Consider the following 14,875-nt stretch of genomic DNA (forward strand, 5'->3'; position numbering starts at 1 on the left):
CACGGCATGGCCACGGCCTTGGCGGAGTTAACTGCACAGGGTGAGTCGAACACAGCCTCGTCCAAGTGGCTGCTCGAACACCTGCTGGAACAAGAGCACACAGATCGCGCCATGCGCTCGGTGAGCCACCAGATGAACATGGCCAAGCTGCCGATGCACCGCGATCTGGCCGGCTTCGACTTCAGCGCCTCCAGCGCAGACGCTCGTTTGATCAGCGAACTGGCCAGTCTGGCCTTTACCGACACCGCGCAGAACGTGGTGCTGATCGGTGGGCCTGGCACCGGTAAAACCCACCTGGCCACTGCGCTGGCCGTGTCCGGCATCACCCGGCACGGCAAGCGCGTGCGCTTCTACTCCACGGTCGATCTGGTCAATCTGCTGGAGCGCGAAAAGCACGACGGCAAAGCCGGGCGGATCGCCCAAGCTCTGCTGCGCATGGATCTGGTCATCCTCGACGAACTGGGTTATCTGCCCTTCAGCCAGGCCGGCGGTGCGTTGCTGTTTCACCTGCTATCCAAGCTGTACGAACACACCAGCGTGGTGATCACCACCAACCTGAGCTTCGCCGAATGGTCGAGCGTGTTCGGCGACGCCAAGATGACCACCGCCCTGCTGGATCGGCTGACCCACCACTGCCACATCGTCGAAACCGGTAACGAGTCCTATCGCCTGCAACACAGTAGCTTGGCGGCCCAGGCCAAGATCAAATCACGGGAGCGAAAGCGTAAGGGCGGCCAGGAACCGGAGGACGATGAGCCGTTCTGATTTCATGGCGACGACGGCCTGCTACATGGCTGCATGTGGCAGGTCTTCAACAGCTGAACTGGGCTAACGAAGGAGTGGGTTCAAAAGCAGCTGCGCTGGTAGACTTATCCACAGTTGCTGGTAACAAAATCAGCAATCCGCTCTGGGTCAAATTTCAATCGGCAGGGTGGGTCAATTTTCCATCAGCGCCAACACACTAAGCCGCCAGCTGAAACTGTTGACTGTACGCCAAGGAATTCGCATCTACCAGCATCTAAACAGGCGTTGCAGGGCAATCGCATGAACGCCTGCCGATTTGAATGAGTCCTTTCCCAGCGGGCATCCTGAGCGCCTCTCTACTCAGGATGCCCTGCAATGTCGCATCACATACCAATCTCCGATGTTCTGGTCGCCATCAATGATCCCCGTCAGCAGGGCAAGATTCGTCACGACCTGGTCGAAACACTGGTCGTGGCTATCTGCGGCGTGCTTGCCGGCGCTGACACCTTCATCGAAATCGAACTCTGGGCTGAGCAGCGGCTGGACTGGTTCCGCCGTATTCTGAAACTACCCCACGGCATTCCCTCACACGACACCTTTGGACGGCTATTCAGCCTGATCGATCCAGAGGAGTTCGAGCAGGCCTTCCGCTGTTGGGTTGCGGCGATCCTACCGGCCCTTTCTCCGCAAGTGGTTGCCCTAGACGGCAAGACCAGTCGCCGCTCCGGCAAGAAAAACACGGCCCCGTTGCACCTGGTCAGCGCTTTTGCGGCTGATTCAGGGCTGATTCTCGGGCAGAGGGCGACCTCCCAGAAGTCCAACGAGAAGACCGCCATTCCTGAGCTGCTGGCCACACTGGCGCTTGAGGGCTGCACCGTGACGATCGATGCCATGGGTACCCAGCCGGACATTGCACAGGCCATTCTCGATCGCGGGGCGCACTATCTGCTGGCCATCAAGGGAAACCAGCCGAAGCTGGCCGAAGCGATCGATGACTTCGCTGACACCTTTTTGGACGGCGATCCTGCCCGGGTACCCCATGCGCACTTCGAGCATGTCGAGAAGGACCATGGCCGGCTGGAGGTTCGTCGCAGCCATGTTTTCGACCAACTCCAGTGCCTGCCACAGCCAGAACGCTGGCCAGGACTGCGCACTTTCGTGATGCTGGAGTCCGAGCGGACTGTGGGCAACCAGACCAGCCTGGAGCGCCGTTACTACATCAGCAGTCTTGCTCCGGATGCAGAGCGCATCGCACATGCCATCAGGGCGCACTGGGGCGTGGAGAACCGCGTCCACTGGTGCATGGATGTCATTTTTGGTGACGATCAGATGCGGATCCGAACCGGGCATGCTGCCCACAACATGGCCGTTCTCAAGCAACTTACATTGAATTTGATCCGGTTGGATCCGGTCAAGCGCAAGGGTGGCATCAAGGCACGAAGGCTGATTGCTGCAACCTCTGATGATTATCGGGCTGAACTATTAGGTCTCAGGTGAGCTTCATGCGATTGCCTTGACAGGCGTTGTTGATTATCATAAAACACTGACACTGTATTATATAATCGTGCTTTTGTGTTATTTTTTTAATATTTACTGATTACGTACTTGCTTAACCACTCAGTTGCGCTAGAACTAATAGACGCGAAATTTAAATCTCTAATTTTCCAACACTTAGTAAAACCTCGTTTGCCATCCCACTACCATTGTAGGAGCAAATCAGGAGACATAAAAAATTAGCGGTAGCGTGCCTGGCCCTCTAGATAAGTATTGGAGACTGTAATGAAGTTTGAAAAGTCACAGACAGCAATCGACCACCTGACTCCCGAGCAACACCGAATTACCCAGGAGGCGGGCACCGAAAGGCCCTTCACGGGCGAGTACAACGACAACAAGGAGCCTGGCATCTACGTCGACATAGTGTCGGGAGAGCCACTGTTCGCTTCGACGGACAAGTTCGATTCGGGTACTGGCTGGCCCAGCTTCACCAAGCCGATCGTTTCGGCAAACGTGAACGAGGTGCGGGACAGCGCACACGGCATGGTCCGGACGGAGGTCAGGTCAGTACACGCAGACAGTCATCTCGGCCATGTGTTCCCCGATGGTCCTTCCGACCGCGGCGGTCTGCGGTACTGCATCAACTCAGCGTCCCTTCGCTTCATCCCGCGCGACGAGATGGAGTCCGAGGGATACGGTGAATATCTCGATCAAGTAGAGGAGGCTTAACATGCATCAGCGCGCTGTTCTCGCAGGAGGATGTTTCTGGGGCATGCAGGATCTGATCCGCAAGCGGCCCGGCATCATCTCGACCCGTGTGGGTTACACGGGCGGCGATATTCCGAACGCCACGTATCGTAATCACGGCACGCATGCCGAGGGGATCGAGATTGTCTTCGACCCGACAGTGACGAGCTACCGGAACATCCTGGAATTCTTCTTCCAGATCCACGATCCGACGACGCTGAACCGCCAGGGCAATGATCGTGGGCTCTCCTACCGGTCGGGCATCTATTATGTCGACGAGGAGCAGAAGCGCGTCGCCGAGGATACGATCGCCGATGTGGATGCCTCGGGGCTGTGGGATGGCAAAGTGGTGACCGAGGTCCAGCCGGTCGGCGAGTTCTGGGAGGCCGAGCCCGATCACCAGGATTATCTGGAGAAGCGCCCGGGCGGCTACACCTGCCACTTCGTCCGTCCCGGCTGGGTGCTTCCGAAGCGCCAAAAGGTTGACGACGTACAGCCAGCGGCCGGGACCGCGGCGGAATAGGCTTCACTGCCGTTGCCACTGCGCCGATCCGGTCCGCAATCTTCGTGACCGCGTCGTTCAGCGACGCGGTCATCGAACCCTACTTCAGAGTGACGGCTCGTTCCAGTCAGTCGCCATCGCAACACCAGGATCGCAGATTTATGCCAGACCTCTCGTCCTTTCCGATCACGCAGCGCTGGCCGGCATCTCATCCCGATCGCCTGCAACTCTACGCAGCCCCTACGCCCAATGGCGTCAAGGTCTCGATCATGCTTGAGGAGACTGGCCTGGCGTACGAGCCCCACCTGATCGACATCTCGAACAACGAGTCGAAGGATCCGGCGTTCGTGTCGCTGAACCCGAACGGACGCATACCGGCGATCATCGATCCGGCTGGCCCTGACGGTAGACCCATCGCCTTATGGGAATCCGGTGCGATCCTCCTCTATCTGGCCGACAAGACGGGTCAGTTCATCTCCACCGAACCAGGCCAGCGTTACGAGACCCTAGCGTGGGTGTTCTTTCAGATGTCGGCCATCGGGCCGATGTTCGGTCAGCTCGGCTTCTTCCTGCGATTTGGCGGCAAGGACTATGAGGACAAGCGGCCGCAACAGCGCTTTATCGACGAATCCACGCGTCTGCTGGGGATTCTGGATCGCCGGCTGGAAGGCCGCGACTGGATCGTCGACGACTATTCGATCGCGGACATCGCGACGCTCGGCTGGGTGAATGCGCTGGTGGAATTCTACGCTGCGGGTGACATCCTTGGCCTCAGCAGCTTTTCGAACGTCCGCGCATGGCTTGGACGCGGGCTGGCTCGACCGGCCGTCCAGCGTGGCCTCCACATTCCCGCGAGGCCAGCATGAGCATCATCGCCGCCTATTATTACAACGAAGGCAAGCGAGTTCGCGAAATCGCGCTCGATGAGCACGTCAAGTTGGGCGAGAGTCGCTCGGGCTTCTGCTGGATCGCGCTTAGCGAACCCACCCCCGAGGAACTACTCGCGATCCAAAGGACATATAATCTTCATCCGTTGGCGATCGACAACGCGATGCACCCGCTGTGCCCGCCCAAGCTCGAGGTCTACAACGATGAGTTGTACGTCGTCGCGCAGACCGCCGAGCTGGTCGGCGACCGGATCAGCTACGGCAAGATGGCGATCTTCACCGGTCACAATCACCTTATCACCGTGCGGCACGGCAATGCCGGAGCGCTGGGCAAACTTCGGGAGCAACTCGAGGCATCGCCGACGCAGTTCGGCAAGGGTGTCGACTATGTGCTGCACGCGATCTTGCATCGCGTGGTCGACCAGTATCTGCCCATCTTCGAAATGATCGAGGACGACGTCCTGGCGATGGAGCGACGGTCGCTGCACGATTTCCTCGGGCCAGAAGAGGTGGCGCGAATCTTCGAACTAAGGTCCGAACTCACGCGGTTCCAGCGCACGCTCGGGGCTATGGCCGAGCTGGTGCGAAAGCTCGTTCGCGGCCACTTTCCCTGCATCAGCGCCGAAATGACACCATATTTCCACGACGTCGCGGACCATGTCCACCGCGTGCAGTCCATGGTCGACGGCCTCCTGCTTGTCCTGTCCACGGTCTTTGAGGCCAGCAGCCTTCTTGAAGCGCAAAGGACGGGGGTGATCACCCGCCAGCTGGCGGCTTGGGCGGCAATACTGGCAGTCCCGACGGCGATCGCTGGAATATACGGCATGAACTTTAAGCACATGCCGGAGCTGGACACGGCCTACGGATACTTTGTCGTGCTCGGAGTGATAGCGATATCGTGCGTTTTCCTATTTGTGCGCTTCAAGAAGGCTAAGTGGCTGTGAATACTGCCCATCGTTTTCTTCGCCGTCATCTGACGGTTACAGCGGGCCTTATACGGAAGCTTGTCCAATCCAACTCAAGATGAAGGTGCGTCCATGACATAGCAGCTGACCGACGCTCTACAAGCAGTTCAGTCCTTCATCGCCAAGGGCTAAGACCGCGAATAGCGCGTCAAGGACAGCAATCTCGTCGATCTCGAGCCAGGATCAACCATCGGTCCGTGCGGCATCTGCGTCGACGCGGCGTTTCGCCTCGGAAGCGGTGATGATGGCGATAACGCCTCCACCCTCTACGCGATCACCGATCCGGCGACCGAGCATAAGGGCCTGTTGATCGACGTGTTCGATGAAATCTGCTACCGCGACCCAGTTCAAGAGTCGGGACCTCAATGTAGAAGAAGTTGACTAACGAGCATTCGCGTCATCCGATCAAGCAAGCTGGAGACATTTATGAAAGCCATTGGTTACAAGGTTCCGGGACCCATCGCCGCGGATGCCGCGCTGGTCGACATCAATCTGCCTCGGCCTGTCGCTGCAGGATACGATATCCTGGTTGAGGTGAAGGCCGTCTCGGTCAACCCGGTCGACTACAAGGTCCGCAACAGCACGCCGCCGGCAGATGGCGATTGGAAGGTGCTGGGATGGGATGCCGCCGGGATTGTGCGCGAGGTCGGCCCCGACGTCACGCAGTTCGAGTTAGGCGACGAGGTCTATTATGCCGGATCGATCACACGGCCCGGTACCAATGCGGAGTTCCATCTCGTCGACGCCCGGATTGTCGGTCACAAACCTGCGTCGCTCTCCTGGGCGGAAGCGGCGGCGCTGCCGCTGACGACGTTGACGGCCTGGGAGGCGATGTTCGACCGCCTGGACGTGGCGAAGCCCGTACCCGGTGCGGCGGAGGCGATCCTCATCATCGGTGGCGCGGGCGGGGTTGGGTCGATCGCCGTCCAGATCGCGCGACAGCGCACGGACCTCACCGTCATCGCCACAGCCTCTCGACCGGAAACCCAAGAGTGGGTAAGAGGGCTTGGAGCTCACCACGTCATCGACCATTCTCGTCCGCTCGCGCCACAGATCGCCGAACTCGGCATCGGTGCTCCCGCTTTCGTCTTTTCGACCACACATACCGAGCAACATGTCGCCGACATCGCCGAACTGATCGCCCCACAAGGACGGTTCGGACTGATCGACGATCCCAAGGCATTCGATATCATGGTTTTCAAGCGCAAGGCGGTGTCGATCCACCACGAGCTGATGTTCACGCGGTCGATCTACGGCACGCCCGACATGAATGAGCAGGGCGAGATTCTGGATGCGATGGCAGCGCTGGTTGACGACGGCAAAATCCGCACGACGCTGACCCGGCGACTGTCGCCGATCAATGCCGCCAATCTGAAGACGGTGCATGCACTGATCGAAAGTGGCGCGGCTAAAGGCAAGATCGTCCTCGAAGGCTTCTAACGACCGCGATCGCCAAACATCTTGTCCAACCTCAAAAAGCCGAACGGGTTATGCCCCAGCGATGAGAATCCCATGACCAAATCTATTGCCACCGCCTCGATCAACCGCGAAACCGCAGTCGCCCTCATCGACGCGGCGCTCGCTGCGGCCCGTGCCATCGGCATCCCGGCTGCCGTCGCCGTCGTCGACGCCACCGGTAACCTGCGCGCGTTCGAGCGCACCGACGATGCGCCGTTCCTTACCGTCGATGTTGCCATCGACAAGGCCTGGAGTTCCGCCTCGTTTGGGTTCCCGACCCATGTCTGGAACGACTATGTGACCAACGATCCAAAAGTGGCGCCGCTAGCCTATCGCCCTCGGATGGTCGCTGTCGGCGGCGGTTATCCGATTCTGGAGGATGGGAAGTTGATCGGCGGCATAGGCATCTCCGGAGGCAACTATCAGCAGGATCAGGATGCGTGCGTCGAGGCACTCATGAAAATCGGGTTCCAGTTGCCAGCCTGACGACTGTGAGGCCATCACCGGTGGTAATGGCCAACAGATCCAACCTTTGAGAGGCCTAATGATGGAAGCGTTCGTCGTCTTTACGCGGGAAGAAACCAGCGACCCACATGCACTCGCAACCTATTCTGCAGGCGTCGGACCATCGTTCGATGGTCACGACGTTACCTTTCTCGCCGCTTATGGCGCGATCCAGCATTTGGAGGGGCCGCCCATCGAAGGGGCCGTAATCTTGCGTTTCCCGACGATGCAGGCCGCTCGCGACTGGTATGACAGTCCCGCCTACCAAACCATCGCTGCTCAACGCTTTGCCGGTTCCCGTTACCGCGCCTTTATCATTGAAGGGCGGCGGTGACATACCGACAGAAGCACTTCGGCGCTGACCACGAGGTATCGGCGTGTGAACTCGCATCTTGGGAATCTGTGGGGGGGACCAAGACAGCGGCGCTAGGGGCTCATATCGTCGATCGGATCAGAGAGTTGCTCGGCGAGAATGGGTTATCTATTGCCGAGCTGACGGAGCGGAGCCGCCCTCTCCCAACGGATTGATTCAATCGTTGACGCTCCTCCTATCCGGATCCGGGTTTTCGCACGCTGATCAACAGAGTTACAGCGCGCAACGCCTGTAGTGGGCATCAGGGGATGGGTGGCAATCAGGATGATTGCCCACCTTCCAACGATTAACCTTGCTCAAGTTGCTTCACTAGTCGCTCCGCGTCGAGATGGAAGTCCGAGAAAACAATGCTACCGCCAGCGTCGATAACCGTAAACCACGGAGTTCCTCGTGTGCGGTAGTCTTCCATGAAGGTTGGAAACGGCGAGCCGGTCGGTTGCTCGTCGTGACCGAAAACGATAGGAAGCTCATACTTGAGCTGGTTCACGCGCAACTTCTCGAAGGTATTCTCATGCGTTCCTTCGAAGACGGTCTGGATCACTGCGAACCCCACGTCTTTTGAGCTCAACGCTGCATGCAACTTTTGTAGCGTCGGAAACCCATGCAAATGGCAACCTTGGCACCAATGCTGGAAGGCAAACAAGATTTTCGGGCCGGGCCCGATATCTGACAGTTTGAACGGCGCGATACTTTCCCCATCTTTGCCAATCCATTTTTGCACCCGCAGCTCAGGCGCTTGTCGTTCGATCTCGTTCATCTGATCCTCCAACCCCGATACAGAAGCTTAGTGGATGATCGCGCGTCGCGACGGTGCGCGAACGTCCGACCTTATTTTCCCTATTTCCTGAAGCCAGAATAGATCAGATCGACATTTCGTCCTTAATATACTCAAGCTGCCGGCGAGCGCGAACTGGGCAACCATGCGCTGGTGAGCCTTGAGCTTTGCACGCTGCCCATCCGTTTGAGAGCGAACCTGCAACTTCCGCTCCGCATACCGCAGATCAGCGTACGCAGCCTTGGGGTTATCTACCCTATAGCCATTGGGTATTGGGAATCATGCTGGCCTGACGCTATGTTCGATACGCGATTTTTTACGATGATAGAGCATCTGTATCTGATTTTTAGTCGATTGGCTTATTCGGCGGATGTGCGGGCAAATGCTTTACGCAGAGTACTGAAATGAAGGCCGGCTTCGGTCTGCCGTATCGAGCAAGAGGGGTCACTATGGTCACCAGAGGTTTCACCGGTCGCGGTTCAGGCGACCAGTCCGATCGGATTCCGCCAGGTCAGCATCTGGTGGAGGATTTCCCTGTTCTGTCGGCCGGCCCTACGCCGAGGGTAGAGCCCTCCGACTGGAAATTCACAGTCAAAATTGGTCCGAAGCCCGTCAAAACGTGGAATTGGGGCGAATTCAACACTCTACCAAAGACCCAGGTGACAAAGGATATTCACTGCGTCACCTCTTGGTCCAAACTGGATACCGTTTGGGAGGGTGTACTCATTGAAGACATCCTTGCAGATGCAGAGCTTGATCGGCCTACCGATTTCGTCTTGGCGCACTGCTACGATAATTATTCGACAAACGTCCCTCTGACGGATCTGCTTTCCGGGAAAGCGATGGTCGCCCTCAGTTATGCGGGCAAGCCACTTTCCCGCGATCATGGGGGGCCGGCGCGTCTTCTAGTGCCGCACCTTTACTTCTGGAAATCCGCCAAATGGGTGAATGCGCTGCAATTCACGACGCGTGACGAGGCCGGCTTTTGGGAGCTGCACGGCTATCACATCTACGGCGATCCGTGGCGCGAACAACGATACACCCATGACTGAAAACGAAGCGCAAGTCCGTTCGTGGCAATCATGCGTGATCGACGACATCATCCAGCAAACACCGAGTATCAAGAGCTTCTTCCTTCGGTTGAGCAAGCCGTTCGCGCACACCGCAGGTCAGCACGTCGATATCCGGCTGACCGCGCCCGACGGCTACAGTGCAATGCGCAGCTACTCGATCGCGTCATCGGCAGTTTCGACCCCGATCGTCGAGATAGCTATCGAGCGCATGCCGGATGCCGAAGTTTCGCCGTTTTTTCACGACATCGCGGCGATTGGTGACGAAATCGAAGTTCGCGGTCCGCTCGGTGGCCATTTCCTTTGGCCTGAGCCTGCCATAGATCCGGTTCTGTTGATCGGGGGAGGCTCCGGCCTCGTGCCGTTGATGGCAATGATCCGGCAGCGCCGCGCATTGGCCCAAGCCGTTCCGACAGCGTTGCTCCTGTCCGCACGAACCGCCGAGGACGTTCTCTTCTCAGAAGAACTTCATTGCATCGAAATCAGCGATCCGGCGTTCGTCCTGGCGCTCGCGATTACGCGCGAGAAACCGGTTCGCGCATCGGACTTTGCGCGACGGATCGACGGCATGATGGTCCAAGAAATTCTAACCAGGCTTCAGGGAAAGCCGACGCAAGTGTTCGTCTGCGGGTCTAACGGATTCGTCAACATCGCAACCGATAGCGCGCTGCTGGCGGGCTTGGACGCCTCCATCATCAAGACGGAGCGCTACGGGGGCTAGCGGCGCGAGCTATCTCACGTCGCGCCGATCGTAGACGTGCGCCCTGGGAAGCTTTGGCGATCAACGTGAACCGTTTTGCCGAACACAGTCTTCGTACCCCCCGGCCTCTAGAACGCCTTCGCTCGCGATACCTGGCTCGACATCAAGCTCAATTTGAAAGTTCCTGCACTATCCGTCGTCCTGATATGCTCGACCAGCATGATGGGCGATTCGAGCGGGACCGCTTCCGTCCCAATCGAGGCTCGGTTACCTTAGAGCATCGGCTCGGCGCTACAGGAGGCGCGTGCGGCCTCTGCCTGGCGGTGAAAGCACTTTGGGCCATGTCGCCTGGATAGCGGCCAATCGTCAGCATCTGCTCCGATGTCGGCCAAGGTGCAGTCGCCATCTTTGAACGCCGCGAATTGGAGATCAACGCCATGACAGCGATCCGCGTGCAACTGCCGGAGATGCAATATGACAACTGATGTATTGCTGTACACCACGAATTGGTGCCCGTTCTGCCGCCGAGCGAAGGCGCTCCTCAAGGAAAAGGGCGTGCGATGGAAGGAGCTCGATATTGAGGCGGATCCGGCTCACCGGCAGGCCATGGCGGAAGCGTCGGGGCGAAGCTCCGTGCCGCAGATCTTCATCAATGGCACCCTTATCGGTGGCTCCGATGAGCTATTCGCGCTCGATGTCAGAGGCGAGCTCGACAAACTTCTCGGACGCAACCCGCCTGCCACCTGAGGAGGTGCGGCTTGGGGCAGCCAGCCCGCGAGCCTTCGCCGGTTGATGAATACAAAAGGAGAGTCCGTTGGTCTCAGCCATCTGGAAAGACACTACTATCGCCACAAGCGACGAAACAGTCATCGTCGAGGGAAATCACTACTTCCCACCGTCAGGAGTCGACCTGAGCCTGCTTGAGATGAGCCCGCACACATCTGTCTGTCCGATCAAAGGCGCCGCGCGCTTCTTTCATGTTCGCGCGGGTGACGCGCTCAACGTGAACGCCGCTTGGACCTATCCCGCCCCCACTCCGGATGCCGAGGGTATCCGGGATTACATCGCTTTCTGGAAAGGCGTGGACGTTGCCTAGCAGACTGGACGGACGACTTCGCTGATAGCCATGCGGGCGCCGACATCTCAATTATCCTGCCCACCCCGGGCCTCGTCGGCTGCAGGAATCTGCCCGGCACCTTAGCGCGACCCGGCACTGGCGGTCTCGCACCCGCCGCGCCTCTGTTCTATCAATAAGGATGGATGACATGGAGCATTCCGAGTTCGATGCCGCTTTCGCGAAGCTTGCGGAGGGATACAGAGAAGGGACTTATGAAGGCCGGCGTTTCAGCTTGATCGTCCGGCGATCTGGGGACGGACGTCGCAACAGTCTGTTCGCCAGGGAGTTGGACGGGACTGACATTGTCAGCTTCAACCTCTTCCGCGTTACATCAGATAGGACATTGTTGAAGCCGTGCGAAATGTCCGCCGAAAAGGTCGTAGCGTTCGTGCTGGAGTTCCGACCGGACACCTGACGGGCAGAAGAAGATCCCGGCCAACCGGCGCGCCTGCGACGGCCGGCTATCTAAGGCTGCGCAAGCCTATAGCCGCAGCTCATTGCACTTCGTCTGGCGAGGAATTCAACATCGATACGTCGCCATCCGCGGGGATATCGGTACAGGCGCCCGTGTAAGCCAGATTGAGAAATCCTAAGCGATGACTAACACCAATGACGCCACCCTTCCGACACATTCTATTCTTGAGGAATGCACAGCGATGGCTGTCGTCAACGCTCTGAAGATTATTCTGAAGAACAGCTACGCGATCTACCTTAAGACAAAAAATGCCACTCGGGCGCATCCCGCCCCTACTTCAGGGACTTTCACTTGCTTCTCGCTCTGTCACTCACAGCATCGGCACGCCCATGACGCATGGTATCCAGGCCTCATAATTTTCCCATATAACCTTCTTGTCTTTTGCGCACCCAGAAAGACTCGAGGCTTTAACTGGACAGATGAGCCCTCGAGGGTAGTGTTCACCTGATTGGCTTTCTCATATCTGATGTTGATTCGCACAGTGTGCCAACCAGGTGATAGTTTCAAAAAACCTGCGCTTCAGAGCGAATTAGACGATCTTCGATAAGAGCGATCCGCCTCAAAATCCAAAACATCTAACATTGTCCTAGAGCCATATTTGTACCTAGTACTATGGCGCTCCCATTAACACATTTGATGATGCACAGAAAACTTAGCTCATGATAGCTTTCAGCTAACAGCTATTCGGAAGCCCGAAAGGATTCAACCGTTTAAGCGTGAACCGTCGATTATAAATACTTTCGTAAGTTAGCTTTAAAGGACGCTTTTAGTCCTTGTAAATACGCATTACGACTCCACAGCTACCAAATCCATACGGCGCCAGCAACCATTAAAACACCCGACACTACTAAAACAATAGTAGAGGCGCGATTGCTGCCTTTCAAAGTATGACCAACACCCACATCCATAACTAGGTGTCGAATTCCGGCTACGAGATGATAAATAAATGAAGAGTATACCAACCAGAAACTAACTTTGCCGAAAGGTGAAGAAAAAATCTCCTTGACTTCATTAAAACCCTTTTCTGACTCCAACGATTTGCTCAGCATATACAGTATCAGTCCCAGAAAAATAAAGAGCATAATTCCTGAAATCCGGTGCAGAATCGATGTAAGCGCCGTGAGAGGAAGCTGAATGGTTCGAATATCAAGATTAACCGGCCGCTTTTTATTCATTTTGACTCCAGTCAACAATTCTAGTGGGGGATTTCAGTTTTCGATCTCATTCATCATAGCAGCTGTAACTGGGGTTTGGGGAGCAATGGAACAGAAAGTGCACTTAAGCCCTACCAGCGCCGTTCAGAGCCTTCTTCCCAGGCATCGGCTTCGATAAAGCAGTTGCGCATGTCGGCTTCCTGGCTGATCTCGGTCAGCAAGTCATGCACGGTCTTGTCCAGCTCATCGTCGCTCCGATACGGAATGGCCAGTTCGTAGTTGCCCGACTCCAGCCGTTTCATACTGTAGGGCTCCAAGCAGTAGCGCTCGATATTTTCCTTGGCCCGTTTCCGGCCGCGAACGAACTTGCTGTTGTTCACCACCGCCAGGCGCAGCGTGACGGTGGCCACCTGCTCGGCGGCGGGCTCTGCCGGCGACGCGACATTGCGTTGCTGACCTCGCGGCTGGGCGCTCTTCTGGTGTGCGCCGATCTCAACACCACGATGGCGCAGGTAGCTGTACAGCGTGCTCTTGGAGATGTGTAACTTCTCGCCGATGGCGCTGACGCTCAGGCGGCCCTCGCGGTACAGCGTCTCGGCCGCCATGGAGGTGGCCTCGGCCTTGGCTGGGAGGCCCTTGGGACGGCCACCGATCCGGCCCCGCGCCCGCGCGGCCGACAAACCCGCCTGAGTCCGCTCGCGGATCAGCTCGCGCTCGAACTCGGCCAGCGAGGCAAACAGGTTGAACACCAAGCGACCTTGGGCGTGGGTGGTGTCGATTGGGTCATTCAGGCTCTGCAAGCCGACCTTGCGCTCTGCCAGCTCGCCGACCAGCTCGACCAGGTGTTTGAGGGAGCGCCCGAGGCGATCCAGCTTCCAGATCACCACGGTGTCGCCCGCTCGAACATGGGCTAGCAACTTGTCCAACTCCGGCCGGGCGCTTTTCGCGCCGCTGGCGATGTCTTGATAGATGCGTTCGCACCCGGCCTGTTTCAGGGCATCGACCTGGAGGTCGGCGTTCTGATCCCGAGTGCTCACCCGCGCATAACCGATCTTCATCAAAAGTACCGTTTACTCGACTACGTTAGTAATAGTTGAACTTTGATTAAGCGTACCAGTTATTTGAACCGTAGCGCAGGTAGGTTAACCAGCCGATTCCTGTCCACTTAAAGTTCGGCAAAACGAAGGTTTTTTTGAACCATTGCATAGCCCTTTGTGATTGGCGTATAAACACACAAACACCTACTAGCGGGGAACGCCATGAATACGATTCGCTGGAATGTCGCCGTCTCGGCCGACACCGACCAGTCGCTTCGGATGTTTCTGGCCAGCCAGGGCGGTGGCCGGAAAGGCGACCTGTCGCGCTTCATTGAAGAGGCGGTGCGGGCCCACATCCTGGAACTGACGGCCGAACAGGCCAAGGCCGCTAATGCCCATCTGAGCGAGGCAGAGCTGACCGAAGCGGTTGACGAAGCGCTCGACTGGGCACGTAAGCGCTGATGCGGGTCGTGTTGGATACCAACATCCTGTTCAGCGCACTGATCTCGCCGCATGGCGCGCCCGATGCGATCTACCGTGCCTGGCGGGCGGCGCGTTTCGAGGTAGTGACCTCGCGGATGCAGCTCGATGAAATCCGCCGAGCCAGCCGCTACCCCAAGCTCCAGGCCATCCTTCAGCCCGCCAAAGTGGGAGCCATGATCAATAACCTGCAACGGGCTGTGGTACTGGAGCGTCTGACCATCGAGGTCGAAGCCGATGATCCGGATGACTCGTTTCTGCTGGCCATGGCCCTGGCAGGCGATGCGGACTACCTGGTGACCGGTGATCGCCGCGCCGGCCTGCTGCAACGCGGGCACATCGAACGCACGCGGATTGTCACGCCCGCCGTGTTCTGCGCCGAGGTGCTGTGAT

At 57.7% G+C, this 14,875-nt stretch carries 20 protein-coding genes; 16 read left to right on the forward strand and 4 right to left on the reverse strand.

Features of this window, described 5'->3' with window-relative positions; translation table 11 throughout:
- The 6 genes from istB to GYA94_RS06260 all read left to right on the forward strand — a co-directional run.
- Positions 1–765: IS21-like element ISPst3 family helper ATPase IstB (gene istB / locus GYA94_RS06235; protein ID WP_161891984.1), on the forward strand; the 765-nt coding region annotated here is incomplete at its 5' end.
- A gap of 354 nt (positions 766–1,119) precedes the next feature.
- Complete coding sequence (locus GYA94_RS06240) at positions 1,120–2,241, forward strand: ISAs1-like element ISPa60 family transposase (RefSeq protein ID WP_076611919.1); 1,122 nt, start codon at positions 1,120–1,122, stop codon at positions 2,239–2,241.
- Between the two features lie 282 nt (positions 2,242–2,523).
- Positions 2,524–2,967: a peptide-methionine (R)-S-oxide reductase MsrB gene (gene msrB / locus GYA94_RS06245; protein ID WP_003464965.1), complete on the forward strand. Its 444-nt coding sequence runs from the start codon at positions 2,524–2,526 to the stop codon at positions 2,965–2,967.
- A gap of 1 nt (position 2,968) precedes the next feature.
- On the forward strand, positions 2,969–3,508 hold the full coding sequence (gene msrA, locus GYA94_RS06250) for a peptide-methionine (S)-S-oxide reductase MsrA (protein WP_003464967.1): 540 nt from the start codon (positions 2,969–2,971) through the stop codon (positions 3,506–3,508).
- 140 nt (positions 3,509–3,648) lie between these two features.
- Positions 3,649–4,353, forward strand: a complete 705-nt coding sequence (locus GYA94_RS06255; RefSeq protein ID WP_003464969.1) for a glutathione S-transferase N-terminal domain-containing protein — start codon at positions 3,649–3,651, stop codon at positions 4,351–4,353.
- Positions 4,350–5,318: a magnesium and cobalt transport protein CorA gene (locus GYA94_RS06260; RefSeq protein WP_003464971.1), complete on the forward strand. Its 969-nt coding sequence runs from the start codon at positions 4,350–4,352 to the stop codon at positions 5,316–5,318. The genes GYA94_RS06255 and GYA94_RS06260 overlap by 4 nt, the downstream gene beginning before the upstream one ends.
- Positions 5,319–5,522: 204 nt before the next feature.
- Here the strand turns inward: GYA94_RS06260 and GYA94_RS27835 are convergent, their stop codons facing one another.
- The gene (locus GYA94_RS27835) at positions 5,523–5,690 is read right to left on the reverse strand and encodes a hypothetical protein (RefSeq protein WP_016487060.1); all 168 of its coding nucleotides are present in this window, start codon (positions 5,688–5,690) and stop codon (positions 5,523–5,525) included.
- A 75-nt stretch (positions 5,691–5,765) separates the two neighbouring features.
- Between GYA94_RS27835 and GYA94_RS06265 the strand changes: the two genes are divergently transcribed.
- From GYA94_RS06265 to GYA94_RS06275, 3 genes are all read left to right on the forward strand, one after another.
- Positions 5,766–6,779 carry a zinc-binding alcohol dehydrogenase family protein gene (locus tag GYA94_RS06265; protein ID WP_002118279.1) on the forward strand — a complete coding sequence of 338 codons (1,014 nt, stop codon included), beginning with the start codon at positions 5,766–5,768 and terminating at the stop codon, positions 6,777–6,779.
- Between the two features lie 72 nt (positions 6,780–6,851).
- Positions 6,852–7,283 carry a GlcG/HbpS family heme-binding protein gene (locus GYA94_RS06270; protein WP_005006001.1) on the forward strand — a complete coding sequence of 144 codons (432 nt, stop codon included), beginning with the start codon at positions 6,852–6,854 and terminating at the stop codon, positions 7,281–7,283.
- Between the two features lie 61 nt (positions 7,284–7,344).
- Positions 7,345–7,635: a DUF1330 domain-containing protein gene (locus tag GYA94_RS06275; RefSeq protein WP_005005999.1), complete on the forward strand. Its 291-nt coding sequence runs from the start codon at positions 7,345–7,347 to the stop codon at positions 7,633–7,635.
- Positions 7,636–7,960: 325 nt separating this feature from the next.
- Here the strand turns inward: GYA94_RS06275 and GYA94_RS06285 are convergent, their stop codons facing one another.
- Positions 7,961–8,431 carry a TlpA family protein disulfide reductase gene (locus GYA94_RS06285; RefSeq protein WP_003464979.1) on the reverse strand — a complete coding sequence of 157 codons (471 nt, stop codon included), beginning with the start codon at positions 8,429–8,431 and terminating at the stop codon, positions 7,961–7,963.
- 422 nt (positions 8,432–8,853) lie between these two features.
- On the opposite strand from GYA94_RS06285, the gene GYA94_RS06290 reads away from it, so the two are divergent.
- From GYA94_RS06290 to GYA94_RS06310, 5 genes are all read left to right on the forward strand, one after another.
- Positions 8,854–9,501, forward strand: coding sequence for a sulfite oxidase-like oxidoreductase (locus tag GYA94_RS06290; RefSeq protein WP_002118288.1), 648 nt, complete (start codon positions 8,854–8,856; stop codon positions 9,499–9,501).
- Entirely contained in the window at positions 9,494–10,240 is a 747-nt protein-coding gene (locus GYA94_RS06295; RefSeq protein WP_002118292.1) for a ferredoxin reductase, read from the forward strand. The genes GYA94_RS06290 and GYA94_RS06295 overlap by 8 nt, the downstream gene beginning before the upstream one ends.
- A 453-nt stretch (positions 10,241–10,693) precedes the next feature.
- Positions 10,694–10,966 (forward strand): glutaredoxin 3, encoded by a 273-nt coding sequence (grxC, locus tag GYA94_RS06300; RefSeq protein WP_005005995.1) that lies wholly within the window; start codon positions 10,694–10,696, stop codon positions 10,964–10,966.
- 67 nt (positions 10,967–11,033) lie between these two features.
- Positions 11,034–11,315: a DUF427 domain-containing protein gene (locus GYA94_RS06305; protein WP_003464986.1), complete on the forward strand. Its 282-nt coding sequence runs from the start codon at positions 11,034–11,036 to the stop codon at positions 11,313–11,315.
- Positions 11,316–11,484: 169 nt separating this feature from the next.
- Positions 11,485–11,751: a hypothetical protein gene (locus tag GYA94_RS06310; RefSeq protein ID WP_003464988.1), complete on the forward strand. Its 267-nt coding sequence runs from the start codon at positions 11,485–11,487 to the stop codon at positions 11,749–11,751.
- A gap of 860 nt (positions 11,752–12,611) precedes the next feature.
- Here GYA94_RS06310 and sdhC read toward each other — a convergent pair.
- Positions 12,612–12,986, reverse strand: coding sequence for a succinate dehydrogenase, cytochrome b556 subunit (gene sdhC, locus GYA94_RS06315; protein ID WP_005005993.1), 375 nt, complete (start codon positions 12,984–12,986; stop codon positions 12,612–12,614).
- Positions 12,987–13,096: 110 nt separating this feature from the next.
- Complete coding sequence (locus GYA94_RS06320) at positions 13,097–14,023, reverse strand: recombinase family protein (protein WP_004574516.1); 927 nt, start codon at positions 14,021–14,023, stop codon at positions 13,097–13,099.
- Between the two features lie 201 nt (positions 14,024–14,224).
- Between GYA94_RS06320 and GYA94_RS06325 the strand changes: the two genes are divergently transcribed.
- Entirely contained in the window at positions 14,225–14,464 is a 240-nt protein-coding gene (locus GYA94_RS06325; protein ID WP_004574517.1) for a ribbon-helix-helix domain-containing protein, read from the forward strand.
- On the forward strand, positions 14,464–14,874 hold the full coding sequence (locus tag GYA94_RS06330; RefSeq protein ID WP_004574518.1) for a putative toxin-antitoxin system toxin component, PIN family: 411 nt from the start codon (positions 14,464–14,466) through the stop codon (positions 14,872–14,874). Before GYA94_RS06325 ends, GYA94_RS06330 begins: the two co-directional genes overlap by 1 nt.
- Position 14,875: the final 1 nt, after the last annotated feature.

The sequence above is a fragment of the Pseudomonas juntendi genome (assembly GCF_009932375.1).
Taxonomy (GTDB): Bacteria; Pseudomonadota; Gammaproteobacteria; order Pseudomonadales; family Pseudomonadaceae; genus Aquipseudomonas; species Aquipseudomonas juntendi.